This window comes from Nonomuraea sp. NPDC052116, assembly GCF_040680035.1.
GTDB lineage: Bacteria > Actinomycetota > Actinomycetes > Streptosporangiales > Streptosporangiaceae > Nonomuraea > Nonomuraea angiospora_A.
On record NZ_JBFAWA010000018.1, the window covers coordinates 93,789 to 117,087 of the forward strand.

Consider the following 23,299-nt stretch of genomic DNA (forward strand, 5'->3'; position numbering starts at 1 on the left):
AGCCCTCTCATGCCGACGGCAGTCGTCGCAGACCCGCGTCGGGCCGGCTCATGGTCATGAGGACACGCGCCCACGCCCCGAGCAGGCGTACGCGGCGTGGCCGGACGGCGCGGCCCAGGACGTCGTAGCGGGCGCCGCTCAGCGCGGCCAGGGTCGCGTGGCCTCCCGCGACGTAGCCCGCGACCGCCGTACGGGCGAAGCCGGACAACGAGGCGACGATCATCTCCCCCTCGGCCAGCATCGTCCCGGCCCGCGCGGCCTGCACGGCCACCACCTCGCGCAACCGCGGTGACGTGGCCGCCGCCGCGAGATCGCCGATCGGGCAGCCCGCCCGGCGCAGGTCCTCCTGCGGCAGGTAGACGCGGCCGCGCCGGTGGTCCTCGCCGACGTCCTGGCAGTGCTCGATGATCTGCAACGCCGAGCACACCTTGTCGGACAGGGCCAGCCGGGGGCCGCTGACCTCGCCGAACACGTACAGGACGAGATGGCCGACCGGGTTGGCCGACAGCTCGCAGTAGCCCAGGAGCTCGTCGAACGTCTCGTAGCGGGTGACCGTCTGGTCGAGCCGGTTGGCCTCGATGAGGCGGCGGAACGGCTCGGCGGGGATCGAGCACTCCTGGACGGTACGGGCCAGCGCGCGGAGCGGCCCGAGCCGCGGCGGGCGGCCGTCGTACAGCCGGACGAGGTCGGCCTCGACCTCGTCCAGCAGCCTCAGGCGGTCGCCGGGGTGTCCCTCGTCGCCGAGGTCGTCCACCGTGCGCGCGAAGCCGTACAGAGCCATGAGGTGGTCGCGGTACCGGCGCGGAAGCAGCCGGGAGGCCACCGGGAAGTTCTCCCGGCGCGCCTTTTCCGCCGGCTCCCGCGAATGGCATCTCTCTGACCGCACGACAGGGAAATTATCCGGCCCCGGGGTACGCAAACATGACGGCATTCCGGTGCCCGGCGATTTGCCCGGAATTTACTCGCGGGCCGGGCCGGGAAAACGCCGTTTGAATTCCTGGGGAAAGGGGGAGTGGCCGTTATGGAAACGCGATGCCGTGCTCGCGCAGCGGGCCCACGCGGAGGCCCATGCCCCTGCAGCGCTCCACGAGCGCGGGGAGGGCGTCGAGCGCCGGTCGCCAGGACCCAGGAACGGAGGCGTGGTCGGAGTCATGGAGCAGGACGGTCGCCCCGCCGCGCAGCCCGGCCGCCACGGTGGCCAGCACCGAGCCGGGCGTGGCCGCCGCCTCCCAGTCCCGGCCCCAGACGGTCCACAACACGGGGCGCAACCCGTGCAGGCGGGCGGAGACCAGCGCCTCCAGGCTGAGCGCGCCGTACGGCGGGCGATACCACGTCGCGCGCACGCCGCCGACCGCCCGCACCAGGTCGGCGGTCCGCCCGATCTCGGCCGTCAGCCGTCCCGGCGGGGCGAGCAAGGGGTTGCCGTGCCGCCAGCCGTGCACGGCCAGCTCGTGACCCTCGGCCACGATGCGGCGGCCCAGCCACTGGTGGCGTTCGAGCAGCTCGCCGAGGACGAAGAAGGTCGCCTGACAGCCCAGCCGCCCCAGCTCGTCCAGGAAACGCGGGGTCGAGCCGGGATGGGGCCCGTCGTCGAAGGTGAGCGCCACATGGCCGGGGTCGCCGACCCCGGCGACGGAGGGCATCCGCCGGCGGACCGGCGGCAGCCAGGTTACGGCGGGACCCGCGTGCAGCAGCGCCAGGCAGGCGAGCCCGAGCGGCAGCGCGGCGCGGCCGATCGGGGGACATGAGATGTCCAGGCTGGTCCTCATTCTCAGCGCGCCGATGGGCAGCGCCCATGACCGGGTCGCGGCCGAGCTGGCCGCCCGGCTCGCGGCCGAGAATGCCGATTCAGAGATCATCGATGTCCTCCAGCTGCTCCCGTTCCGGTTGGGATCGGCGCTGCGCCGCGGATACCGCTGGATGATCCTGCGCGCCCCCTGGCTCTATGACGTCATCTACCAGGTCTTCTTCGTCGGCAAACGGGCCGCGGGCACCTCGCCGCTCACGGTGCTCGCGCTGCCCGCCCTGCGCCGCCTCGTCGCGGCCCGCTCGCCCGACGAGGTCGTCTCGACCTTCCATCTGGGGGCCCAGATCGCGGGGCTGCTGCGCGGGCGGGGCGGGCTGCCCTGCCCGAGCACGGTGCTGATCGTCGAGTTCACGGTGCACCGGCTGTGGCTGCATCCCGGCAACGACCGGTATCTGTGTCCGAATCCCGACATCGTGGGGGAGATCGCCGCCCGGAGCGGCCGCCCGGCGCTCTGCTGCGCCCCGGTCGTGCGTCCGGAGTTCGCGCGGGCGGTGGCCGATCCCGGGGGAGTGGCCGGCCGCGTCGGAGTGGACCCCGGCGACCGGCTCGTGCTGGTGTCAACCGGTTCGTGGGGCGTCGGGGATGTCGTCGCGACCGCGCGCACCCTGGCGGGGTCGGGGCGGTACACGCCGATCGTCCTGTGCGGGAACAACACCGAGCTGCGGCGCCGCCTGCGGGCCGACGGGCTGGGCCCGGCGCTGGGGTGGCGCGACGACGTGCCGGAGCTCATGGCGGCCGCGTACGCCCTGGTCGACAACGGCTCCGGCCTGACCTGCCACGAGGCCTTCGCCGCCGGGCTGCCGGTCGTCATCCACCGGCCCATCGGCGGCCACGGCCTCGCCGGCGCGCGGGCGATGGCCGGGGCCGGGGTGAGCCTCCACACGGGCACCGCGTCGGAGCTGCTGGCGGCGCTGGACCTGCTCGAGGACCCGCGATCGCGCAAGCGCCAGGTGGACCGGGCGTCCGCGCTGTTCTCCTCGATGCCGGTCCAGGCGGGCCTCATTTCCGCGCCGAGGGGGCCGCGCTCTGGTCCTGGATGAGCGGCGAACGGGTCAGCACGATGACCCCGTAGACCAGGAGCCCGGCGCCCGCCGCCTCCATCACCAGCCACGGTCCGGCGCGGATCGGCTCCCCGTACATCAGCGCGCCGTACAGGATGCCCGCCAAGGGGTCGCTGATGGTCAACGCCGGCTGGGCGACGACGAGGGTGCCGCTGTGCAGGGCGTTCTGCAGGAGGAACAGGCTGCACAGGCCCGCGGCCAGCATCGCGTACAGGGGCCAGGACACCGGCAGCGCGCGGGGGTCGTCCGCCAGGATCATCGTGCACTTCTTGATGAGCGTGGCCGTGAAGGCGAAGCCGATGCCCGCGGCCACGCCCAGCGTGGCGGCCCGGATGGGCCCCCTGGTCATGGCCCCCACCGTCACCAGCGCGGCGATCGTGGCCGAGGTCGCGGCGGCGGCGATGATCCATTCGGCCGCGTCCGGTGACCACCGCCCCGGGCCGGGGACCGCCGCGGCGAGGAACATCGCGAGGCCGGCCGACAGCGCGCCGATGGCCAGCCACGATCTCCCGTCCAGAACCGTGCCGAACGCCCAGGACATGATGATCATGGTGAACGGGAGCTCGATCACCAGGGCCGGCTGGACCAGGGCGATGCCTCCCTTCGACAGCGCCGCCGCCTGGAAGAGGAAGCCCCCGATCATCGCCACGATCCCCCACCGCCACAGCGGGTTGCCGATCAGCGCCCGGATCAGGCCGAACCGCAGCCCCAGCTCCTGCGGCAGCGGTCGCGCCGCTCGCCGCTGCAGGACCGACGTGGCGGCGTTGCACACCGCGGCGAGCACCGCCAGCAGCGCGGCAGCGATCAACTCCCACGCCTCGCGAGCGCGCGTACCGCGACCATGGACTTCTCCCTCGTCGTCAGCGACATCCGGGAGGCCAGCGCCCGGGCGGGATCGGCGGCGATGCGGTCGAGCAGGCACCGGTAGATGCCGGCCATGGTCGCCGTGCAGGCGGCGCTGCGCGCGTCCAGCATGGGCAGCAGGCGCATCCCGGTGGCGAACCAGTCGCGCGCCCGGTCCGCCTCGAACCTGACGAGCGCGGCCAGGCGCTCCGGCGGGTCGCTGAACCGGCCGTACGCGTCGGCGTCCAGGGTGCAGCCGAACCGTTCGAGGTCGTGGGCGGGCAGGTAGACCCGCTTGGCCAGGCGGTCCTCCCGCAGGTCGCGCAGGATGTTGGTGATCTGCAGGGCCACCCCGAGCGCGTCCGCGAGCGGCGTGGCCGCCTCCATGTCCTCCGCGCCGAACACGCCCAGCGAGAGCCGCCCGATCGAGCCGGCGACGCACCGGCAGTAGCCGACCAGGTCGTCGAACGTCTCGTACGTGCTCCCGCGCACGTCGGCGGCGCATCCGTCGACGAGGTCCGAGAACGCCGCGAGCGGGATCGGATAGCGGCGGGCGGCCTCGAACAGCGCCACCAGCACGAGGTCGTGCCGCGCGGGAGCGGTCCCGTCGAGCATCCCGCGGATCGCGGACAGGCGGGCCAGCCGCCGCCCGGCGGGGCCGTCGCCGTCGGCGATGTCGTCGATCCTGCGGGCCAGCGCGTAGACGGCGCTCAGCGCGCGGCGCTTGGGGGCGGGCAGCAGTCGCAGGCCGAACGAGAAGTTGCGGGCCTGACTGCGCATGATCTGCTCGCAGTGCCGGTACGCGTCGTCGACGCACACCGCCCCGGCCGCATCGCGAGAAGAGGCACAATCATGCCGTCGCCACAGATTCGCGGCTCGGGCGAACATCATGGCCGCGACGGCCGTTCGCGTCGTTTCCCCCAGAACATGAGAGATGGCTGTCCGTTGTGTCGTGGCAATAAACTCGGGCGGCGGTCCGATGGAGCGCTGCCGGTAATTACCGGGCGAATTGTTTACGCCCCGCTGAACTATTCAGCAATGGGCCGGGAAATTCGCGGCGCGCGTTTGGCGGGGGTCAACCTGCGCCACATCGAGTGGTTCCACGACCACCAGCGCATCGAGTCCACCCTGTTCGACGGCGCCGCGGACCCCACCGGCGGCCAGGCCCGCCCGCGCACCGGCGCCCCCGGTCACGGCCTGACGCTGCGCACCGGCACCGCGCAGACCTGCCGCGTGGCCTGAGGGCGCTTAAGCCCGGTCAGAAGGCCACGCCGCAGCGCAGGATGACGTTGGCGTACGGGTGCGCCTCCCCGGTGCGCACCACCAGCCTGCTGGCGGCGGAGAGCTGCTTGAGCCGTTCGTGCGGCACGTACGCCAGCCCCGGCAGCCGCTCGCCGAGCAGCGCGGCGCAGGCGGGGTTGCCCGCCCGGACCTCCTCGGCCGCCGTGGCGCCCTCGACGACGATCTCGGCGAGGATGCCGTCGAGCACGTCGGCGAACGACGGGATGCCCGCCACGAACGCCAGGTCCACCACCTCCGCCCCCGCCGGCAGCGGCATGCCGCTGTCGCAGATGAGCAGCTCGTCGGTGTGCCCGAGCCGCGCCAGGGCGCCCGCCAGGGCCGCGTTGATGACGCCGCCGCGCTTCACAGGTCCTCCACCTCCGCCATCGTCGGGTACGAATCCTGCGCCCCCGCTCGGCGCACGGCCGCTGCGCCCACCCTGGCGGCGAACGCCGCGGCCCGCGCCAGCGGGTCGCCCGCGGCCAGCCGCCAGGCCAGCGCCCCGGTGAACGCGTCACCGGCCCCGGTGGTGTCCACGGCCACCACGCGGGGACTGGGCACCGCGTGCACGGCGCCGCTCTCGGCCACCACGGCCCCGTCGGCGCCCAGCGTGATGACGACCGAGCGGGGGCCACGCGCCAGCAGCTCCCTGGCCTGCCGGTCCGGCTCGCCGGGCGCGCCGAGCAGCAGGGCCGCCTCGTGCTCGTTGACGACCAGCGGATCGCACAGCGCCAGCAGCTCGTCCGGCACCGGAACGGCCGGCGACAGGTTGAGCACCGCGCGCCGGGCCAGCCGGGCCGCGGCGAGCACCGCCGGCAGCGGGATCTCCAGCTGCAGGGACACGACCGGGGCCGAGCGCAGCAGCGGCGCCGCGTCCAGCACGTCGCCTTCGGTGAGCCGGGCGTTGGCGCCGGGGGCGACGATGATGCTGTTGTCGCCCTGCGGACCGACGGCGATCATGGCGATGCCGCTGGCGGCCGCCGTGTCGTGCAGGTGGCCGAGGTCCACGCCGTCGCGTTCCATCGACTCGCGCAGCAGCCGCCCGTGCCCGTCGGCGCCGACCCGGCCGAGCAGCGCCACCCGAGCGCCGAGCCGGGCCGCGGCCACGGCCTGGTTGGCCCCCTTGCCTCCGGGATGGACGGCCAGCTCCGAGCCGAGCACGGTCTCGCCGGGCGCGGGATGCCGGTCGACCTGGACGACCAGGTCGGCGTTGGCCGACCCTACGACCACGATGTCGTGTTCGCCCACGGAGCTCACGCGCCGGTGAACTCGGACAGGTTGTCCTTGGTGGCGACCTTCACCGGCACGTTGGCGGTGGCCTCCAGCTGCTCGCTCTTGACGGCCTTGACCGCGTTCTGGACGGACTGCTGGCCGAGCAGGGCCGGCTGCTGGGCGATGCTGGCCGCCAGCGTGCCGGCCTCGATGGCCTTCAGCCCGTCGGGGGTGCCGTCGAAGCCGACCACCTTGACGTCCTTGCCGGCCTTGGCGCCGAGCGCCTTGATCGCGCCGAGCGCCATCTCGTCGTTCTCCGCGAACACGCCGGTGACGCCGGAGTGCGACTGCAGCAGGTTCGTCATGACGTCCAGGCCCTTGGCGCGGTCGAAGTCCGCCGGCTGCTGGGCGACGACCTTGATGCCGGGGAACGCCTTGATGCCCTCGGCGAAGCCCTGGCCGCGGTCGCGCGAGGCGGAGGTGCCGGGCACGCCCTGGAGGACGACGACCTCGCCCTTCTCGCCGATCTCCTTGGCGAGCCGCTCCGCGGCCAGCTTGCCGCCGGCCACGTTGTCGGAGGCGACGGTCTGGGCGACCTTGCCGCCGTTGACGCCACGGTCCACGGCGATCACGGGAACGTTGGAACGTTCCGCTATCTTGACCGCCGGCGCGGCGGCGTCGGAGTCGACCGGGTTGATGATGATCGCCTTCATGCTCTGGCTGGTGAAGTTCTGCACCTGGTTGACCTGCTGGGAGGCGTCGTTCTGGGCGTCGGTGACGGTCAGCGTGACGCCCAGCTTCTTGGCCTCGGCCTCGGCGCCGGCGCGCAGCTGCACGAAGTAGGGGTTGTTCAGGGTGGAGATCGACATGCCGATCTTGACGTCGCCGCCGGAGGCGGCTCCCGTCGAGCCGGCGGAGGACGTGCCGGACGAGCCGCAGGCGGTCAGGCCGAGGGTCAGGGCGGCGCCCGCCGCTACGAGGGCGTGGATGCGCATGGGTGGTACCTCACTTTTTCTTACTGGGTTTGCGGTGATGTCAGCGGCCGCTTCGGCGGCGCAGGGTGTCGAGCAGGACGGCCAGGGCGATCACGACGCCGATGACGACCTGCTGCCAGAAGGCCGACACCGACAGCAGGTTCAGCCCGTTGCGCAGGACGGCCAGGATGAGCGCGCCGACCAGCGTGCCGAACGCCCTGCCCTTGCCGCCCGACAGGCTCGCCCCGCCGATGACCACGGCGGCGATCGCGTCCAGCTCGTAGCCGGAGGCGGCCTGCGGCTGCGCCGAGGCGAGCCGGCTGGCCAGGACGATGCCGGCCACCGCGGCGAACGCGCCGGACAGGGCGTAGGTGACGAGCTTCTGCCTGCTGACGGCGATGCCGGACAGCCGGGCGGCCTCCTCGTTGCCGCCGATGGCGTACATCGCCCGGCCCGCGTACGTGCGGTTGAGCACGACGGCGGCGATCACGCCCATGAGCGCCATCACCAGCACGGGCACCGGCAGGTAGCCGCCGACGGTGTCGCCGAGGTGGGAGACCGCCTCCGGCATCTCGATGGGGCTGCCCTGGGAGACCACCAGGGCCAGGCCGCGCGCCACGCCCAGCATGGCGAGCGTGGCGATGAACGGCGGCAGCTTGCCGTACGCGATGAGCGCGGCGTTGACCAGCCCGCATCCGATGCCGACGGCGAGCGCGACGAGCGTGGCCAGCGGCCAGGGCAGCCCGCTGTCGGCGGCCGTCCAGGCCAGCACGATCGCCGACAGGGCGGCCACGGCGCCGACGGACAGGTCGATCCCGCTGGTGATGATGACGAACGTCGAGCCGAACGCGAGGATCGCGGTGACCGCCGCCTGGACGCCCACGTTCAGCAGGTTCGTCACGGTCAGGAAGTCGCCGGACAGCAGCGACAGGGCCACGACGAGCACGACGAGCGCCGCGACCGAGCCGTTCTCGGCCAGCAGGGTCCTGGCCGTCGGCCGTACGGCCAGCACGTTAGTGGACACGAGCATCCTCCACCTCGGTGACGGCCAGCGCCATCACGGAGTCCTGGTTCGCGTCGGCGGCCTCCAGCTCGCCGACGAGCCTGCCTCTGGCCATGACGAGGATGCGGTCGCTCATCCCGAGGATCTCGGGCAGATCGCTGGAGATCATGAGGACCGCGTGGCCGGAGGCGGTGAGCGAATTGATCAACTGGTAGATCTCGACCTTGGCGCCGACGTCGATGCCGCGCGTCGGCTCGTCGAGAATGAGCACGTTGGCGTCGGCGAGCAGCCACTTGCCGATCACGATCTTCTGCTGGTTCCCGCCCGACAGGGTGCGCACCTCCTGGCCGAGGTGGCTCATCCGCACGCCGAGCTGGGCGGCCACCCGCGCGGCGGCCTGGCGCTGCCCGGCCCGGTCGACGAATCCGCCGTGGCTGGCGCCGCGCAGGGTGACCAGGCCCAGGTTCTCGGCGATGTCGGCGCCCAGGACGAGTCCCTGGCCCTTGCGGTCCTCGGGGACCAGGCCGAGCCCGGCCTCCATGGCGGCGCGCACGTCGCCGCCGGGCAGCCGGCGGCCGCGTACCAGCACCTCGCCCGAGTCGGGGGTGTCGGCGCCGAACACCGCCCGGGCCACCTCGGTGCGGCCCGCGCCGACCAGGCCGGCCAGGCCGACGACCTCGCCGGCCCGCACCTCGAAGGACACGCCGGAGAACGCGCCGGCCCGGCTCAGGTCGCGCACCTGCAGCAGCGGCTCGCCGGCCGCACTCGCCTCGCGCGGGTACTGCTGGTCGATGGGCCGGCCCACCATGAGCCGGATCAGCTCCTCCTCGGGCGTGCCGGCCGGCACCTGGGCCACCGAGCGGCCGTCGCGCAGCACGGTCACCCGGTCGCCGATCTGGGCGATCTCCTCCAGGTGGTGGGTGATGAACACGACCGCGACGCCCCGCTCGCGCAGCTGCCCGACCAGGTCGAACAGGCGCCGCACCTCGGTGGTGGTGAGCACGGCGGTGGGCTCGTCCATGATGAGGACGCGGGCGTTCAGCGCGAGCGCCTTGGCGATCTCGACCATCTGCATCTGCGCGATGCCCAGGTCGGCGACGCGGGTGCGCGGGTCGACGCCGACGCCGACCAGGTCGAGCATGCCGCGGGCCTGCTCGTGCATGCGCCGCGTGTCGACGAACCCGAAGCGGCGGGGCGGTCGGCCCAGGGCGAGGTTCTCGCCCACGGTCAGCTGCGGGACCAGGTTGAACTCCTGGTAGATCGTGGCGATGCCGAGCCGCTGGGCGTCGGAGGCGTTGCGGATGTCGACCGGTTCGCCGTCGACGAGGATGCGGCCGCTGTCGGGCTGGTAGGCGCCGGACAGCATCTTGATGAGCGTGCTCTTGCCCGCGCCGTTCTCGCCCAGCAGGACGTGCACCTCGCCCGCGCGCAGGTCGAAGTCGACGCCGTCGAGCGCCACCACGCCGGGGAATCTCTTGCCGAGCCCCTCGACGCGCAGGATCTCCCGTGCCTGGCTCACGAGCCGCCCTCCTTCCTCGTGCCGGTCTCTCCGCAGGACTCGCGCGCCACGAGTCTGGCGGGCAGCACCACCGACTCGGCGGCCCGGCCGGTCAGCACGTCGAGGATCACCCGGACCGCGCGCCGGCCCAGCTCGGCGGTGGGCTGGCTGATCGCGGTGATGCGGGGGTGGACGTGGTTGAACCACGGCACGTCGTCGAACGAGGCCAGCGCGACGTCGCGGGGGATCTCCAGGCCGCGCTCGCTGATCGCGTCGAGCGCGCCGAGCGCCATGAGGTTGTCGCCCAGGAAGATCGCCTGCGGCGGCTCGGGCAGGTCGAGCAGCTCGGAGGTGATCCGCTGGCCGCTGCCGGCGCGGAAGTCGCCGACGCGCACGTACTCCTGGGGGATCTCCAGGCCGTGCTCGGCCGCCGCCCGCAGGAAGGCTTCGGTCCGCTCGCGGCCGGTGGACAGGGTGCTCGGCCCGGACACGAACGCGATCCGCCGGTGCCCGAGGGCGCGCAGGTGGGCGACCAGCTCGGCGATGGCGGTGCTGCCGTCGGCCCGTACCGACGGCACCTCGATGCCGCTGAGCGTCCGGTCGAGGAAGACCAGCGGGCGCTCTCCGCGGCTGACCTCCTCCACCAGGGGCGTCACCTCGGCGGTGGGGCAGATCAGCAGCCCGTCGACCCGCCTCTCCAGCAGGGTGCGCACGTAGTGGTCCTGCTGGTCGGCGCGCTCGTCGGCGTTGCCGATGATCACGGTGTAGCCGGCCGCGCGGGCCTCGTCCTCCACGGCCCGCGCCAGCTCGGCGAAGAACGGGTTGAGGATGTCGCCGATGATCAGCCCGAGCGTCCTGGTGGCTTCGGTGCGCAGCGACCGGGCGACGGCGTTGGGCCGGTAGTTGAGCGCGGCCATCGCGTCGTGGACCCGGTTGCGCGTCTCCTCGGTGACGGAGGGGTTGTCGTTGAGCACCCGGGAGACCGTCGCGACGGAGACGCCCGCCTGCGCGGCGACATCTTTGATTCGAGCCACCTGACCTCCATGTAATCGGTTACATGAGCGTATGTAATCGGTTACATGATTGTGAATCCGTAGGCTGTGTGATTCAGGTCACATTCTTGACGGCGGGCTTGCGCGGATCGGTGTCGCGCGTCGCGGTGTACCGGCCTCCTTCGGCTCCAGGACCGCCACCTGGGGGTGGGAGGGGGCGGGGGACCTTTTGTGGGGTTTCCACAACGCAGCGGCTTCGCCATGAGCGATGCGGGCCATTGGTGTAGCGGGCGGCGATCGAGCAGGGTGTAGAAAGGTGCAGGCGGCGCTCCGGACTCGGGCGTCGCCTTTGTGCGTGAGTATGGGGAGGCTCAGCCGGTGTTCAGTCGTGTCGCCATCGTCAACCGTGGAGAGGCAGCGATGCGGCTCATCCACGCCGTCCGGGACCTCTGCGCGGAGACCGGGGCGCGGATCGAGACGGTGGCGCTCTACACCGACGCCGACCGCCACGCGACCTTCGTCCGCGAAGCGGACCTCGCCTATCCGCTGGGCCCCGCCTCCGCCCGCCCGTACCTCGACCACGCCGTCCTGGAGCGGGCGCTGGTGGAGACCGGCGCCGACGCCGCGTGGGTCGGCTGGGGGTTCGTCGCCGAGGACCCGGCGTTCGCCGAGTTGTGCGAGAAGATCGGCGTCACCTTCGTCGGGCCGAGCGCGGAGGCGATGCGCAAGCTGGGCGACAAGATCGGCGCCAAGCTCCTCGCCGAGAAGGTCGGCGTCCCCGTCGCGCCGTGGAGCCGCGGCGAGGTCGCCACCCTGGAGGACGCGCTGCGCGCCGGCGACGAGATCGGCTACCCGCTGATGCTCAAGGCGACCGCGGGCGGCGGCGGGCGCGGCATCCGCATGGTCGCCTCGAAGGAGGACCTGACCGACGCCTACGAGCGCACCAGCCAGGAGGCGCTGCGCGCGTTCGGCTCCGGCGTGGTCTTCCTGGAGCGGCTGGTCACCGGTGCCCGCCACGTCGAGGTCCAGGTCATCGCCGACGGTCAGGGCACCGCGTGGGCGCTGGGCGTGCGGGACTGCTCGGTGCAGCGGCGCAACCAGAAGATCATCGAGGAGTCCGCCTCGCCGGTGCTGGGGATCGAGCAGACGGCCGAGCTGAAGGCGTCGGCCGAGCGGCTCGCCGTGGCGGTCGGCTACTGCGGCGCCTGCACCGTCGAGTTCCTCTACCACCCCGGCGAGAAGCTGTTCGCCTTCCTCGAGGTCAACACCCGGCTGCAGGTCGAGCACCCGATCACCGAGATCACCACCGGCACCGACCTGGTCCGGCTGCAGCTGCACGTGGCCGGCGGCGGGAAGCTCGAGGGCCCCCAGCCGGCCGAGGCCGGTCACGCCGTCGAGGCCCGGCTCAACGCCGAGGACCCCGACCGCGACTTCGCGCCCGCCCCTGGCCGCATCGCCCGCCTTGCCCTGCCCACCGGGCCCGGCATCCGCGTCGACACCGGCGTCAGCGAGGGCGACACCATCCCGGCCGACTTCGACTCGATGATCGCGAAGATCATCGCCTACGGCCGCGACCGAGAGCAGGCGCTGGGCCGGCTGCGCCGCGCGATGGCCGACACCACGGTGATCATCGAGGGCGGCGCCACCAACAAGAGCTTCGTGCTCGACCTGCTCGACCAGCCCGAGGTGATCGACGCGAGCGCCGACACGGGCTGGATCGACCGCGTACGCGCCAAGGGCCGCCTGATCAGCCACCGGCACTCCGCGATCGCCCTGGCCGCCGCCGCGATCGAGGCCTACCAGGACGAGGAGGAGGTCGGCCGCCGGCGGCTGCTGTCCACCGCGCACGGCGGCCGCCCGCAGGTGCAGCACGACTCCGGCCGCCCGCTGGACCTCAAGCTCCGTGGCGTCGGCTACCGGGTGAGCGTGGCCCGGGTCGGGCACCGGCGCTTCCGCGTCGGGATCTCCGGCGGCGGCGACGTGCACCCGGCGGACGTCGAGGTGGAGCGGTTCGACGAGCACAGCGGCCAGATCGTGGTCAACGGCCGCCGGTTCCGGGTGGTGTCGGCCACGCACGGGCCGATCCACCTGGTCGAGGTCGACGGCGTGACGCACCGGATCAGCCGCGACGAGGGCGGCGTCGTCCGCTCGCCCGCGCCGGCGCTGGTGGTCGCGACGCCGTTGGCGGCCGGCGACGAGGTCGAGGCGGGCGCGCCGATCCTGGTGCTGGAGAGCATGAAGATGGAGACGGTGCTGCGCGCGCCGTTCCGCGCCCGCGTCCGTGAGTGCCCGGTGTCGGTGGGCAGCCAGGTCGAGACCGGCGCGCCGCTGATGCGCCTGGAGCCCCTCGCCGACGAGGGCCCCGAAGAGGAGGCCGCGGGCACCGTCGAGATCGACCTGCCCGCCGTGCCGTCGGACGTGTCCGCGGCCGACCGGGTCGAGCGCGGCCTGCAGGACCTGCGCGGCCTGCTGCTCGGCTTCGACGGCGGCCCCGACGACCGCAAGCAGGTGCTGACGTCATACCTGGACGCCCGCGCCGAGCTGGGCAGGCAGCCGATCGAGGGTGAGCTCGACCTGCTCACCGTGTTCGCCGACCTGGCCGAGCTGAGCCGCAACAAGCCGGGCGGCGCGCTCGACGTCGAGCCGGGCAACCCCGTGCACAGCCCCCGCGAGTTCTTCCACAGCTACCTGCAGAGCCTCGACGTCGAGCGCGCCGGCGTCACCCAGAGCTTCCAGGCCAAGCTCACCAGGGTCCTCGCCCACTACGGCGTCCACGACCTCGACCGCACGCCTGAGCTGGAGGCCGCGGTCTTCCGGATCTTCCTGGCCCAGCAGCAGATGAGCACCGGCGTCGCGATCGTGTCGGAGCTGCTGCGCCTTTGGCTGGCCGGCGCGCCGCCGTTCGAGTCGCTCAACGAGCGCGCCGGGCTCGGCCTGGAGCACCTGGTCGAGGCCACGCAGGTGCGCTTCCCCACGGTGTCCGACCTGGCCCGCGGCGTGGTGTTCCGCTGGTTCGCCCAGCCGCTGCTGCGCCGCAACCGCGCCAAGGTCTACGCCGCCGTACGCGACGACCTGCGCTACCTGGACGCCGACCCCGACGCGCCGGACCGCGCCGAGCGGATCCAGGCCATGGTGGCCAGCTCCGAGCCGCTGGTCCGGCTGATCGGCCAGCGGATCGGCCGGCCCGGGCTGGACCACGCGCCGCTGCTGGAGGTGCTGACCCGCCGCTACTACGGCAACCGCGGGCTGTCCGAGGTCACCGCGCGCGAGGTGGCGGGCTGCCCGTTCGTCACCGCCGAGCGCACCGGCGCGGACGGCGTGACCCGCGTGGTCACCACCGCCGTCGACATCGCCGCCCTGCCCGCGGCCATCGGCGCCGTCGGCACGTTCGCCACCGATGGGGGGCTGGTCGCCGACCTCTATGTCACCTGGGAGGACCAGCCGGACGCTGACGCCATGGCGGCGCGGATCGGGCAGCTCCTCGCCGAGCACTCGCGGCCCGCGGGCGTCAGCCGGGTCACCACCACCGTCGTCGGCACCAGCGGCGCCGTGATGCATCACCACTTCACCTTCCGCCCCGACGGCGCCGGCTTCGCCGAGGACCGGCTGATCCGCGGCCTGCACCCGCAGATCGCGGAGCGCCTGCAACTGCAGCGGCTGCGCGAGTTCGACCTCACCCGGCTGCCGTCGGCCGACGAGGAGGTCTACCTGTTCAAGGCCGTGGCGCGGAGCAACCCGGCCGACGAGCGGCTCATCGCGATGGGCCAGGTCCGCGACCTGACGCCGCTGCGCGAGGCCGACGGCAGGCTGATCGCGCTGCCCGCCGTGGAGGACGCGCTCACCGCGGGCCTCGACGCGATCCGCAACATCCAGGCGCAACGCCCCCAGAACAAGCGCTTCGACACCAACCGGATCATGATGTACGTCTGGCCGTCGACCGAGCTGTCCACCGACGAGCTCAACATGCTGGTCCAGCGCATCCTGCCGACCACGGCGGGCGCGGGGCTGGAGGAGGTCCAGTTCGTGGCCCGCCAGCGCAACGCCGCCGGCGAGCTGGCCGAGGTCGCCGTGCGGATCACCCTCGACCCGGGCCACGGCGCGAGCCTCGACGTCGGCAAGCCGTCGACGGAGCCGGTCCAGCCGCTGGACGACTACCGCCAGAAGGTGCTGCGCGCGGCCCGGCGCGGAAACGTCTACCCGTACGAGCTGACCGGCCTGCTCGCCGGGCCGGAGGGCAGCTTCGCCGAGCACGACCTCGACGCGGGCGGCGCGCTCGTGCCGGTCGACCGGCCCAAGGGCAAGAACTCCGCGGCGATCGTGGCGGGCGTCGTCACGACGCCGACCGAGCGGCACCCCGAAGGCGTCACCCGCGTGGTCCTGCTCGGCGACCCGACGAAGGCGCTCGGCGCGCTGTCGGAGCCCGAGTGCTCGCGGGTGATCGCAGCCCTCGACCTCGCCGAGCGGATGCGGGTCCCGCTGGAGTGGTACGCGCTGTCGGCCGGCGCGCGGATCTCGATGACCTCGGGCACCGAGAACATGGACTGGGTCGCGGCCGCGCTCAAGCGGATCGTCACGTTCACCCAGGACGGCGGCGAGATCAACATCGTGGTCGCCGGGATCACCGTCGGCGCCCAGCCGTACTGGAACGCCGAGGCCACGATGCTCATGCACACCAAGGGCATCCTGGTGATGACGCCGGACTCGGCGATGGTGCTCACCGGCAAGCAGTCACTCGACTTCTCCGGCGGCGTGTCGGCCGAGGACAACTTCGGCATCGGCGGTTACGACCGCGTCATGGGGCCGAACGGCCAGGCGCAATACTGGGCGCCCAACCTGCCGGCCGCCCGCGACGTCCTCATGGCGCACTACGACCACACCTACGTCGTGCCCGGCGAGACGGCGCCGCGGCGGGCGCACACCATCGACCCGGCCGACCGCGACATCACCGAGTTCCCGCACACGATCGACGGCAGCGACTTCGCCACCGTCGGCCAGATCTTCTCCGCCGAACACAACCCCGACCGCAAGAAGCCGTTCGACATCCGTACGGTGATGCGTGCCGTGTCCGACCAGGACCACCCGGTGCTGGAGCGCTGGGCGGGCATGGCCGACGCGGAGACGTCAGCCGTACAGGACGTGCACATCGGCGGCCGGCCGGTCTGCCTGATCGGCATCGAGTCGCGCTCGGTGCCGCGGCGCGGCTTCCCGCCCACCGACGGCCCCGACACCTACACCGCGGGCACGCTGTTCCCGCGGTCGTCGAAGAAGACCGCGCGGGCGATCAACTCCGCGTCCGGCAACCGGCCGCTGGTGGTGCTGGCCAACCTGTCCGGGTTCGACGGCTCGCCGGAGTCGATGCGCAAGCTCCAGCTGGAGTACGGCGCGGAGATCGGCCGGGCGATCGTCAACTTCGACGGGCCGATCGTGTTCTGCGTGATCTCCCGTTACCACGGCGGCGCGTTCGTGGTGTTCTCCAAGGCGCTCAACCCGAACATGACCGTGCTGGCGCTGGAAGGCTCGTTCGCCTCGGTGCTCGGCGGTGCCCCGGCCGCCGCCGTGGTGTTCTCCGGCGAGGTGAACAACCGCACCGCGACCGACCCGCGGGTGACCGAGCTGCAGACGCGGGTCTCGGCGGCCAGCGGCGCCGAGCGGGCGGCGCTCAACGCCCAGCTCGCCGAGGTGCAGGCCGCCGTCCGGGCGGAGAAGCTCGGCGAGGTCGCCGCGGAGTTCGACCGGGTGCACAGCATCCAGCGCGCGGTCGAGGTCGGCTCGGTGGACGCGATCATCAGCGCCGCCGAGCTGCGGCCGCGGATCATCGAGGCCATCGAGCGCGCGATGGCCTGACCATCACCCGGCCCCGTCAGCGGGTGTCACGGCGCAGCGGATGATCGGACGGGACCTCGACCAGCACGATGCGGTGCCCGTCGGGGTCCTCGATCCACAGCTCGATGAGGCCCCACGGCTCCAGCCGCGCCTCACGCACCACCGTGACCCCCGCCTCCCGGAGCCGTCCCTCCTCCTGCGCCACATCGCGTACCTGCAGCCACAGCGACAGCCCCGAGACGGCCCCGTCGTCGGAGTGCCCGGAGATCTCCAGGAACCCCTGGCCGAGGAAGAAGACCACGCCCGGGTGGTCGGCGGGGCCGAACTCGCGGTAGACGGCCAGGCCGAGCGTCTCGCGGTAGAAGCCGAGGCTCCGGGCGAGATCCTTCGGACGCAGCAGCACTCGATTGCTCAGCACCTCCATGCCCGACCTGTTCCCCGTCGGACCGGCGGAAACGCGGCATCACGATGTGAGCGACATCACCCGCCAACCGTGACACAACGGTGTCGCGGCACACTTGGCCGTACCCACCATTCACCCCGACGAGCCGGCCGAGACCGTTGCCGTCAACGACCGTAGGGAGAAGCTGCTCGACGGCCAGGTGCCGCTGCACGTCCAGGACGACCCCGTGGCGGCCCGCGGGTTCCCCACCCTGCCGAGGGGTCCCGAGGCGAGCCGGCGCACCGTGTCCACCTCCGACGGTGGCCGGCTGCCGGTCCGGGGATCCGGCTGGCGGGCTTCCGCCTGGAGCGATGCGGTCCCTCAGCCAGGAGAGCCCACCGCGCAGGCCCTGATGACGGGCTGGGTGAGGCCGGTGCCGGCGGCGTCCGCCACTTCCAGGACCCCCTTGGCGATCAGCGGCCTGGCGTCGGACGGGATCACGTACAGATGGCCCCCGCTCATCTGCCCGGTGAACGTCACCTCCGGTCCTGGCCGGGTGTCACGCTGTAGTTCCGTCCGGCGACCACGACCCGGTCGCCGGTGATCAGGGTCACGGCGTTGTCCGCGAGGCCGGCCGGCCAAGTCTCGTCAGCCGACGGCGTAGGCGCGGCTGATCGTCTGGGTGACGCGGTCGCCCGCGCTGTCCGTCGCCGTGGCGCGCAGCGAGACGAACCCCGGGGCGCGGGGGTTGGAGAGCAGCGCCGTCCAGCCGGTGCCGCCGGGGGTCACGGGGATCCGGCGCCAGGTCGCGCCGTCGTCGGCGGACATCTCCAGGGTGAGAGACCGCACCGCGGCCTTGGCGGCTCCGGGGTTCCGCTCGACCCAGACGGGGACCCGGGTCACGGATCCCGGACGGGCGCGGTTGGAGTCGTCGAGGCCGGCCGGTGCGTAGCGTACCGCCATCAAGGGCAGGGGCGACGGTTTCGCGGTGCCGGCCGAGCGGAAGGTCCAGACGGTGTCCACCGCCGTGGTGAGGGCCGCGTGGGGCGCCTGCCTGCGTACCGACGCGGTCAGCGTGTAGGTGTCCGCGGCCTCCGGGAGCCGCGCCGACAGCAGGCATCTGCCGGGTTCCGCGGGCGCGCAGCCGGTCACGTCGGCTTTCGCGATCACCTCGCCGTTCCGGGCGAGGGTGAGCGCGCCGGTGGCCGCGGCATCGGTGCCCCTCCGCCCGGCGGCGCCGTCGCTGAACAGCTGTGCGGCCGAGACGTTCAGCTCGTTTCCGGTACGTTCGCCGCCGCCGGCGGCGAACCCGGGTCCGGTGACCGCGGCGTTCCACACCTCGCGTACCGGTCCCCGATCCAGGCGGCCGCTGGTGCCGGTCAGCGTGGCGGTGCCGGTCCGGAGCTCGCTGTCCCAGACGAATCCCGGGGTCCGGTAGTGCGTCATGGCGCCGGGGAGATCGACGGCGGGCGACGGGACCGTGAAGGCCCAGTCCATACCGGGCATGCGGGGTCCGGTGGCCGCCACGCCCTGGCCCGGCACGCCCGAGGCGCGGTAGGTCTCGCTCACCTTCACCAGGTCGGCCGTCCGCGCGGTGTGGGCGGGGTCGTCCGGGATGCCGCCGACGCGGTAGTCGACCAGGTCGTACCGGTAAGGGCTGGGCGAGGTGTCCTTCTTGTGCCAGATGGTGTTGGTCATGTAGCGCAGCTCGGGCTGGCGTACGGGGAGCACGAAGAAGCTCCGGCCGGGGTCTCCGGCGGCTATCCAGCCGAAGTACCAGGTCCCGTTGGCCAGGGTGAGACCCTGGATCTGCTCCGGCACGGCGGTCGGATCGTCCACCGCGAACCGGATCTGCTTGGCCTGGCGCGCGTCCAGCACCACATTCTGATCGTCGTCACCGATGTTCACCGGGACGTGCGCGGTCGTGGCGGCGGAGCCTTCGTACAGGTCCGCATAGAGGTTCCACCGGCCCTTGGGCAGGCGGACCTTGGCCACACCGTTCTCGATCCTGACGGACTGGAAGCTGCCGGTGTCGAGGTTGTAGAAATCGCCGAAGCCCGCGGCGGGGAGGCCGCTCCGGTTGATGCCGGTGACGGTCACGTCGGACGATTCCGGCTCCACGTACGCGCCGGCCAGGGTGCGGATGACGGTGTCGCCCGAGGTGGCGGTGACCACGCCGGTGTGCTCACCGACGCTCTTGCCCTCGGCGTCGATGGTGAGCGTGACCTGCGCCTCCCCTCCCGCCGGCACCTGCAGCCGGTCCGTGGACAGTTTCAGCACGTCGCCCGTGACGGTGAGGTCCAGGGTGACGGGGGAGTCGCCGGAGTTGGCGTAGGTGAGGGTCCTGGTCGTCCGCCGGCCACCCGCGTCGTCCCAGCGGAAGGCGGCCCAGGCGGTGCCCGGTACGGCGACGACCGGCTGTGCCAGCGCGCGGACCAGGTCCACCCGCCCGCCGCCCTGCTCGAAAGGCGTGGCGCCCGGGGTGGGGGCGGCGCTGCCGATCAAGGCGGCCTTGAGTCGGTCACCGGTCCAGCCGGGGTGACGCTGGGCGAGGATCGCGGCGGCCCCCGCGACGTGCGGCGCGGCCATCGAGGTGCCGTTGTGCGCGATGTAACCGCCGCCGACGGCCGCCGCCGTGATGCCGACACCGGGGGCGGTGATCTCCGGCTTGATCGCGTGGTCGCCCATCCGGGGACCGCGGCTGGAGAACCCGGCCAGCTGGTCCGTACGATCCACCGCTCCGACGGTCAGGGCCGCGTCGGCGCTGCCCGGGCTGCTCACCGTGACCGGACCGCCGTTGTTGCCCGCGGACACGACGAACAACGCGCCGGTCCGCGCCGAGAGCGCGTTGACCGCCTGTTCCAGCGGATCGAGATCCGGGGTGTCGCCCCCGCCGATACTCATGTTGATGATCTTCGCTTTGACCTCGGTGGCCGCCCACTCCATGCCCGCCAGCAAGGCGGAGTCGGCGATGCCCTCGGCGCCGCCGACTTTGCCGACGGCGAGCCTGGCCCCCGGCGCCACGCCGCGGTACTTCTCCCCGGCGCCCGCGATGATCGAGGCGACGTGCGTGCCGTGGCCGAACGTGTCGCGCGGGTCGGAGTCGCCGGTGAAGCTGCGCGCCTGCGTGACCACGTTCTTGAGGTCCGGGTGGTCGGGGTCGTAGCCGCTGTCGAGCACGGCGACCGTGACGCCCTCTCCGGTGACCCCCTGCTTCCACGCCTCGGTGGCGCCGATCTGCTTGACGCTCTGGTCGAGGGTGAACGAGCGGCGCCCGTCCAGCCAGATCCTCGTCCTGCCCGCGGCCTGGGTCCGGGACCGGCTGATCAGGTCCTTCCAGGACTCTCCCGCACCCTTCTTGGGCAACCGCAGGGCGGTCATCCCGAGCGCGGCGAGTCGCGCGGTCTGCTGCGTGGCCTTCAGCGGCGACGCCGGATCCGCGCCCGTCTGGGTGATGAGCGGGATGTCCGCTCTGTCCGCGTCGCCCAGCCGCCACCCCAGGAGTTGGGTGACGTCGAACAGGCGCCTGTCCAGAACGCCCGCGGCCACCAGCGGCATCGCGTCGGAAGGGATCACGTGGAGGTGTCCGTCGCGGTACTGCGTGAAGTACCTCACCTGCCGGCCCGGTCCGGGCTCCACCCGGTGGCCGCGGCCCGTCACGACGACGCGGTCGCCGGTCAGGAGGGTGACGCTGCCGGCCTCTTGCGCGGCGCTCGCGCTGTCACCGGGAACAGGCTGCTGAACGGCCGCCAGACCGACTGTGCCGGCCAGTGCCGCGGCCATCAGCCCACTGCCTAAGCTCATGTCCTACCTTTCGGTGGTCGAAGATGATCCATGCCCAGCCGTTGCCCGGCGGATGGCATGGTCCGCCGGGCAACGACGCTCAGAGCGCGAAGTCCAGCGCGAACTCCTGGTACACCCGCTCCGCGATCGCCCGCGCCCGGGGCGCGTACGCCGGGTAGAAGGCCTTGCCGCACTCAAGGTCGGCCAGCGCCGCCGTCACCTCCTTGTCCAGGTACGGCTTGGCCTGCTCAGGCTTCAGTCGGGGCAGCGCGACGGCCCCCTTCGGCAGCGAGCCCTTGCCCTGGCCCCTGGCGACCTCGGTGGCTTCCTTCGCGAACGCGGCCCGTCCCCGGTCGGCCAGCATCGACGGCCTGGTCTCGGCGACCTTCAGGCAGCCGCCGAACTCCTTGCCCAGCGCGGCCACCTTGGCGTCGGTGTCGAGCTCGCGCTGCCCCTTGGCGAGCGCCGAGTTCACGTCGGCGAGGAAGTCGTCCTGCGAGGTCACCGTCTTGCCCAGCACGGTCTTGACGGCCTTGGCGAAGCACTTGTCGTCCGCCGCCCGCCAGGCCTTGAGGTCCTTGGCCGACAGCGACATGAGGAGCTTGTCGTTCCTGCTCTCCCCCATGTCCCGGTCGACCGCGGGGTCGCCGGGGAAGACGAGCCTGGACCAGACGCCGAAGCCGTACTTGGCGCGGTAGGCCCGCATCGCCTCGTGGTCGCCCGCGAGCCGGGCGCGCTCCTCCTTCGTCCGGTCGCGCTTGACGACCTTCTCAGGCAGGTACGTGAGCCCCTGCTCCTTCATGCAGGCGGCCCGCGCCGATTCGATCCTGGCCTTGTTCTCGTACGCGGTCTCGGTCCCCGGCGTGGCCGTGGCCAGGCCGCCGAACGAGGTCGCGAGCAGGGCGGCGGCGACCGCCTTGGCAACGAACATGATGATTTCCCTTCATTTCCGGACATGCGAAACAGAACTCCCGGCGCAGAAGGCGCCGGATCGGGGGAAGGTCTCAGCAGGGGATGCGCAGCCGCGACGCCTTGGGCGACACCTCCGGCAGGGCGGTGGCCAGGTCGACCGTGAGCACCGCGGTGCCCACCGCCGCCCCCTTCGGCGTGGTGTAGACGCCCCCGGACGTCTTGACCGCCACGTCCCTGGTGTTGACCGTGCGTTCGCCGAGGTAGCGGTAAGTTCGCCGGTCGAAGATCAGCTCGGAGCGGCGGCCGTCGCCCTCGTCCATGGCCACGGCGACGCCCGGCCGGCCCGCCGCGTCCACCGCGTCGCCGATCAGGTGGATTCCGTCGATCTCGGCCGCCACCTGGAAGAGCGCCGCGCTGAGGCTCGGGCGCACCACCGACTCCGCGATCAGTTGCTTGAGCTCGGACCACTGGCGCATCGGATCGCGCCCGGCCTGGGTCGCGAGCTTCGCACGCACCCCTTCGACGTCGGTGGGCCAGGCGCCCAGCCGCACGTAGGCACGATGCCCGGGGCAGGAGGACTCGTACAGGGTGTCCTCGACGCCTTTGTCCCACAGCCACCGGGGCACCGGGTCGCCCGTGGCGGACTCCGCCCGCTCCCGGAGCAGCCAGGGCGCACCCGGGTCCGCGGGCTCCCAGCGCTCCTCGTCCGCCGTCACCAGGGTGGACAGCAGCCGCTTCGTCGACGGGTTCTGCGTGTACAGCATGCCCCGGACCCGCGTCTTGGTGTGCACGTACTGACCGGGCCCGGGCACCAGGTCCCGCTGGTCGGCGGCGGCCTGGGCGGCCCGCTCCAGCACCGCCTGGGCGTTGGCCGGCGGCGTGGCCGACCCGCCCAGGACCACCTGCCCCGCGATGATCACAGTGGTGAGCGCCGTCGCCAGCAGGCCGACGGCGGCCAGCCGGAAGGCGTACCGGCGCCTCGTCGGCGTGCCCGGACGTGTGCCCGGACGTGTGCCCAGAAGTGTGCCCAGAAGTGTGCGCGGTGGCCGGCCCGGCGGGCCCGCTGCCCAGGCCAGCAGCGCGACGCGGGCGGCGGCCAGGTCACGCTCGGTGGCCTCGGGCGTGTCGGCCCACAGGCGGTCGAGCTCCGCCATCTCATCCATGATCGGTTCCCTCCAGGGCCTGGCGGACCTTCTTGCGCGCCCGGTTGAGCCGCGAGCGGACCGTCCCGATCGGGATGTCCAGCGCGACGGCCACTTCCTCGTACGTCAGCCCGACCCACGCCACCAGCAACAACGCGTCCCGGTCCCCGGTGCGCAGCCGGGCCAGCGCCGCGACCAGCGGCCGGTTGACCGCCAGCGTCGCGACGCCGTCCTCGACCAGGCCGCCGCCGATCTCCGCCGGGTCCAGACCGCCACGCGCGTACGCCCGGTACCTGGCCAGCTCCCGGCGGTGCCGCTTGCCGATCACGTTCGAGGCGATCCCGTACAGCCAGGGCCGGGCATCGTCCTGGCCGGGCTGAAAGCGGTGCCGGTGCTCGAAGGCCGCCAGGAACGTCTCCGACACCACGTCCTCGGCCGCGTCGGCGCCCAGCCTGCGGGCGGCGTAGCGGTGCAGCGCGGGGGCATGGCGGTCGAACAGCACGGCGAACACCTCGGGCTCCTGCCGGGATCTGCGGATCAGGTCCGGGTCGGCGGCCTCGGCCGTCGCCGGTTCTGCCATGAAACG

The 23,299-nt window shown here is 72.8% G+C and carries 17 protein-coding genes and 1 pseudogene; 3 read left to right on the top strand and 15 right to left on the bottom strand.

Annotated features, from left to right (window positions below):
• Nucleotides 1-7: 7 nt before the first annotated feature.
• Nucleotides 8-886 carry a squalene synthase HpnC gene (hpnC, locus tag AB0L65_RS31445; protein WP_364252426.1) on the bottom strand — a complete coding sequence of 293 codons (879 nt, stop codon included), beginning with the start codon at nucleotides 884-886 and terminating at the stop codon, nucleotides 8-10.
• Nucleotides 887-1,019: 133 nt separating this feature from the next.
• The gene (locus AB0L65_RS31450) at nucleotides 1,020-1,769 is read right to left on the bottom strand and encodes a polysaccharide deacetylase family protein (protein WP_364252429.1); all 750 of its coding nucleotides are present in this window, start codon (nucleotides 1,767-1,769) and stop codon (nucleotides 1,020-1,022) included.
• On the opposite strand from AB0L65_RS31450, the gene AB0L65_RS31455 reads away from it, so the two are divergent.
• Nucleotides 1,750-2,847, top strand: coding sequence for a hypothetical protein (locus AB0L65_RS31455; RefSeq protein WP_364252432.1), 1,098 nt, complete (start codon nucleotides 1,750-1,752; stop codon nucleotides 2,845-2,847). The genes AB0L65_RS31450 and AB0L65_RS31455 overlap by 20 nt on opposite strands.
• Here the strand turns inward: AB0L65_RS31455 and AB0L65_RS31460 are convergent.
• Nucleotides 2,807-3,676, bottom strand: coding sequence for a DMT family transporter (locus tag AB0L65_RS31460; protein WP_364252435.1), 870 nt, complete (start codon nucleotides 3,674-3,676; stop codon nucleotides 2,807-2,809). The genes AB0L65_RS31455 and AB0L65_RS31460 overlap by 41 nt on opposite strands.
• The gene (locus AB0L65_RS31465) at nucleotides 3,673-4,530 is read right to left on the bottom strand and encodes a squalene/phytoene synthase family protein (protein WP_364252438.1); all 858 of its coding nucleotides are present in this window, start codon (nucleotides 4,528-4,530) and stop codon (nucleotides 3,673-3,675) included. Before AB0L65_RS31465 ends, AB0L65_RS31460 begins: the two co-directional genes overlap by 4 nt.
• A gap of 219 nt (nucleotides 4,531-4,749) precedes the next feature.
• Between AB0L65_RS31465 and AB0L65_RS31470 the strand changes: the two genes are divergently transcribed.
• Complete coding sequence (locus tag AB0L65_RS31470; RefSeq protein ID WP_364252441.1) at nucleotides 4,750-4,953, top strand: hypothetical protein; 204 nt, start codon at nucleotides 4,750-4,752, stop codon at nucleotides 4,951-4,953.
• Between the two features lie 16 nt (nucleotides 4,954-4,969).
• Here the strand turns inward: AB0L65_RS31470 and rbsD are convergent, their stop codons facing one another.
• The 5 genes and pseudogenes from rbsD to AB0L65_RS31495 all read right to left on the bottom strand — a co-directional run bounded on the left by rbsD (nucleotide 4,970) and on the right by AB0L65_RS31495 (nucleotide 10,713).
• On the bottom strand, nucleotides 4,970-5,359 hold the full coding sequence (gene rbsD, locus AB0L65_RS31475; RefSeq protein ID WP_364252444.1) for a D-ribose pyranase: 390 nt from the start codon (nucleotides 5,357-5,359) through the stop codon (nucleotides 4,970-4,972).
• Nucleotides 5,356-6,240 carry a ribokinase gene (locus AB0L65_RS31480; protein ID WP_364252447.1) on the bottom strand — a complete coding sequence of 295 codons (885 nt, stop codon included), beginning with the start codon at nucleotides 6,238-6,240 and terminating at the stop codon, nucleotides 5,356-5,358. The genes rbsD and AB0L65_RS31480 overlap by 4 nt, the downstream gene beginning before the upstream one ends.
• Nucleotides 6,241-6,245: 5 nt before the next feature.
• Nucleotides 6,246-8,208: pseudogene (locus tag AB0L65_RS31485) on the bottom strand (substrate-binding domain-containing protein).
• Nucleotides 8,192-9,700 carry a sugar ABC transporter ATP-binding protein gene (locus tag AB0L65_RS31490; protein WP_364252449.1) on the bottom strand — a complete coding sequence of 503 codons (1,509 nt, stop codon included), beginning with the start codon at nucleotides 9,698-9,700 and terminating at the stop codon, nucleotides 8,192-8,194. Before AB0L65_RS31490 ends, AB0L65_RS31485 begins: the two are co-directional and overlap by 17 nt.
• Nucleotides 9,697-10,713, bottom strand: coding sequence for a LacI family DNA-binding transcriptional regulator (locus tag AB0L65_RS31495; protein ID WP_364252452.1), 1,017 nt, complete (start codon nucleotides 10,711-10,713; stop codon nucleotides 9,697-9,699). Before AB0L65_RS31495 ends, AB0L65_RS31490 begins: the two co-directional genes overlap by 4 nt.
• A 336-nt stretch (nucleotides 10,714-11,049) precedes the next feature.
• Between AB0L65_RS31495 and AB0L65_RS31500 the strand changes: the two genes are divergently transcribed.
• Nucleotides 11,050-16,515 (top strand): biotin carboxylase N-terminal domain-containing protein, encoded by a 5,466-nt coding sequence (locus AB0L65_RS31500; protein WP_364252455.1) that lies wholly within the window; start codon nucleotides 11,050-11,052, stop codon nucleotides 16,513-16,515.
• Nucleotides 16,516-16,531: 16 nt separating this feature from the next.
• Here the strand turns inward: AB0L65_RS31500 and AB0L65_RS31505 are convergent, their stop codons facing one another.
• From AB0L65_RS31505 to AB0L65_RS31530, 6 genes are all read right to left on the bottom strand, one after another.
• On the bottom strand, nucleotides 16,532-16,918 hold the full coding sequence (locus tag AB0L65_RS31505) for a VOC family protein (RefSeq protein WP_350732953.1): 387 nt from the start codon (nucleotides 16,916-16,918) through the stop codon (nucleotides 16,532-16,534).
• Between the two features lie 339 nt (nucleotides 16,919-17,257).
• Complete coding sequence (locus tag AB0L65_RS31510; protein WP_364252458.1) at nucleotides 17,258-17,416, bottom strand: hypothetical protein; 159 nt, start codon at nucleotides 17,414-17,416, stop codon at nucleotides 17,258-17,260.
• Nucleotides 17,417-17,524: 108 nt separating this feature from the next.
• Nucleotides 17,525-20,680, bottom strand: coding sequence for a S8 family serine peptidase (locus AB0L65_RS31515; RefSeq protein WP_364252461.1), 3,156 nt, complete (start codon nucleotides 20,678-20,680; stop codon nucleotides 17,525-17,527).
• Nucleotides 20,681-20,759: 79 nt separating this feature from the next.
• Nucleotides 20,760-21,590: a hypothetical protein gene (locus tag AB0L65_RS31520; protein WP_364252464.1), complete on the bottom strand. Its 831-nt coding sequence runs from the start codon at nucleotides 21,588-21,590 to the stop codon at nucleotides 20,760-20,762.
• 73 nt (nucleotides 21,591-21,663) lie between these two features.
• A complete protein-coding gene (locus tag AB0L65_RS31525) occupies nucleotides 21,664-22,734 on the bottom strand; it encodes a CU044_5270 family protein (protein ID WP_364252467.1) in 1,071 nt (356 codons plus the stop codon).
• Nucleotides 22,727-23,293 (bottom strand): RNA polymerase sigma factor, encoded by a 567-nt coding sequence (locus tag AB0L65_RS31530; protein WP_364252470.1) that lies wholly within the window; start codon nucleotides 23,291-23,293, stop codon nucleotides 22,727-22,729. Before AB0L65_RS31530 ends, AB0L65_RS31525 begins: the two co-directional genes overlap by 8 nt.
• Between the last annotated feature and the right edge of the window lie 6 nt (nucleotides 23,294-23,299).

What these genes read in the sequence shown, in the direction of transcription:
- AB0L65_RS31455 (WP_364252432.1), top strand. Translation starts at nt 1,750, where the DNA reads ATGTCCAGGCTGGTCCTCATTCTCAGCGCGCCGATGGGCAGCGCCCAT.
- AB0L65_RS31450 (WP_364252429.1), bottom strand. Translation starts at nt 1,769, where the DNA reads ATGAGGACCAGCCTGGACATCTCATGTCCCCCGATCGGCCGCGCCGCG.
- AB0L65_RS31470 (WP_364252441.1), top strand. Translation starts at nt 4,750, where the DNA reads ATGGGCCGGGAAATTCGCGGCGCGCGTTTGGCGGGGGTCAACCTGCGC.
- AB0L65_RS31505 (WP_350732953.1), bottom strand. Translation starts at nt 16,918, where the DNA reads ATGGAGGTGCTGAGCAATCGAGTGCTGCTGCGTCCGAAGGATCTCGCC.
- AB0L65_RS31515 (WP_364252461.1), bottom strand. Translation starts at nt 20,680, where the DNA reads ATGAGCTTAGGCAGTGGGCTGATGGCCGCGGCACTGGCCGGCACAGTC.
- AB0L65_RS31520 (WP_364252464.1), bottom strand. Translation starts at nt 21,590, where the DNA reads ATGTTCGTTGCCAAGGCGGTCGCCGCCGCCCTGCTCGCGACCTCGTTC.
- AB0L65_RS31525 (WP_364252467.1), bottom strand. Translation starts at nt 22,734, where the DNA reads ATGGATGAGATGGCGGAGCTCGACCGCCTGTGGGCCGACACGCCCGAG.
- AB0L65_RS31530 (WP_364252470.1), bottom strand. Translation starts at nt 23,293, where the DNA reads ATGGCAGAACCGGCGACGGCCGAGGCCGCCGACCCGGACCTGATCCGC.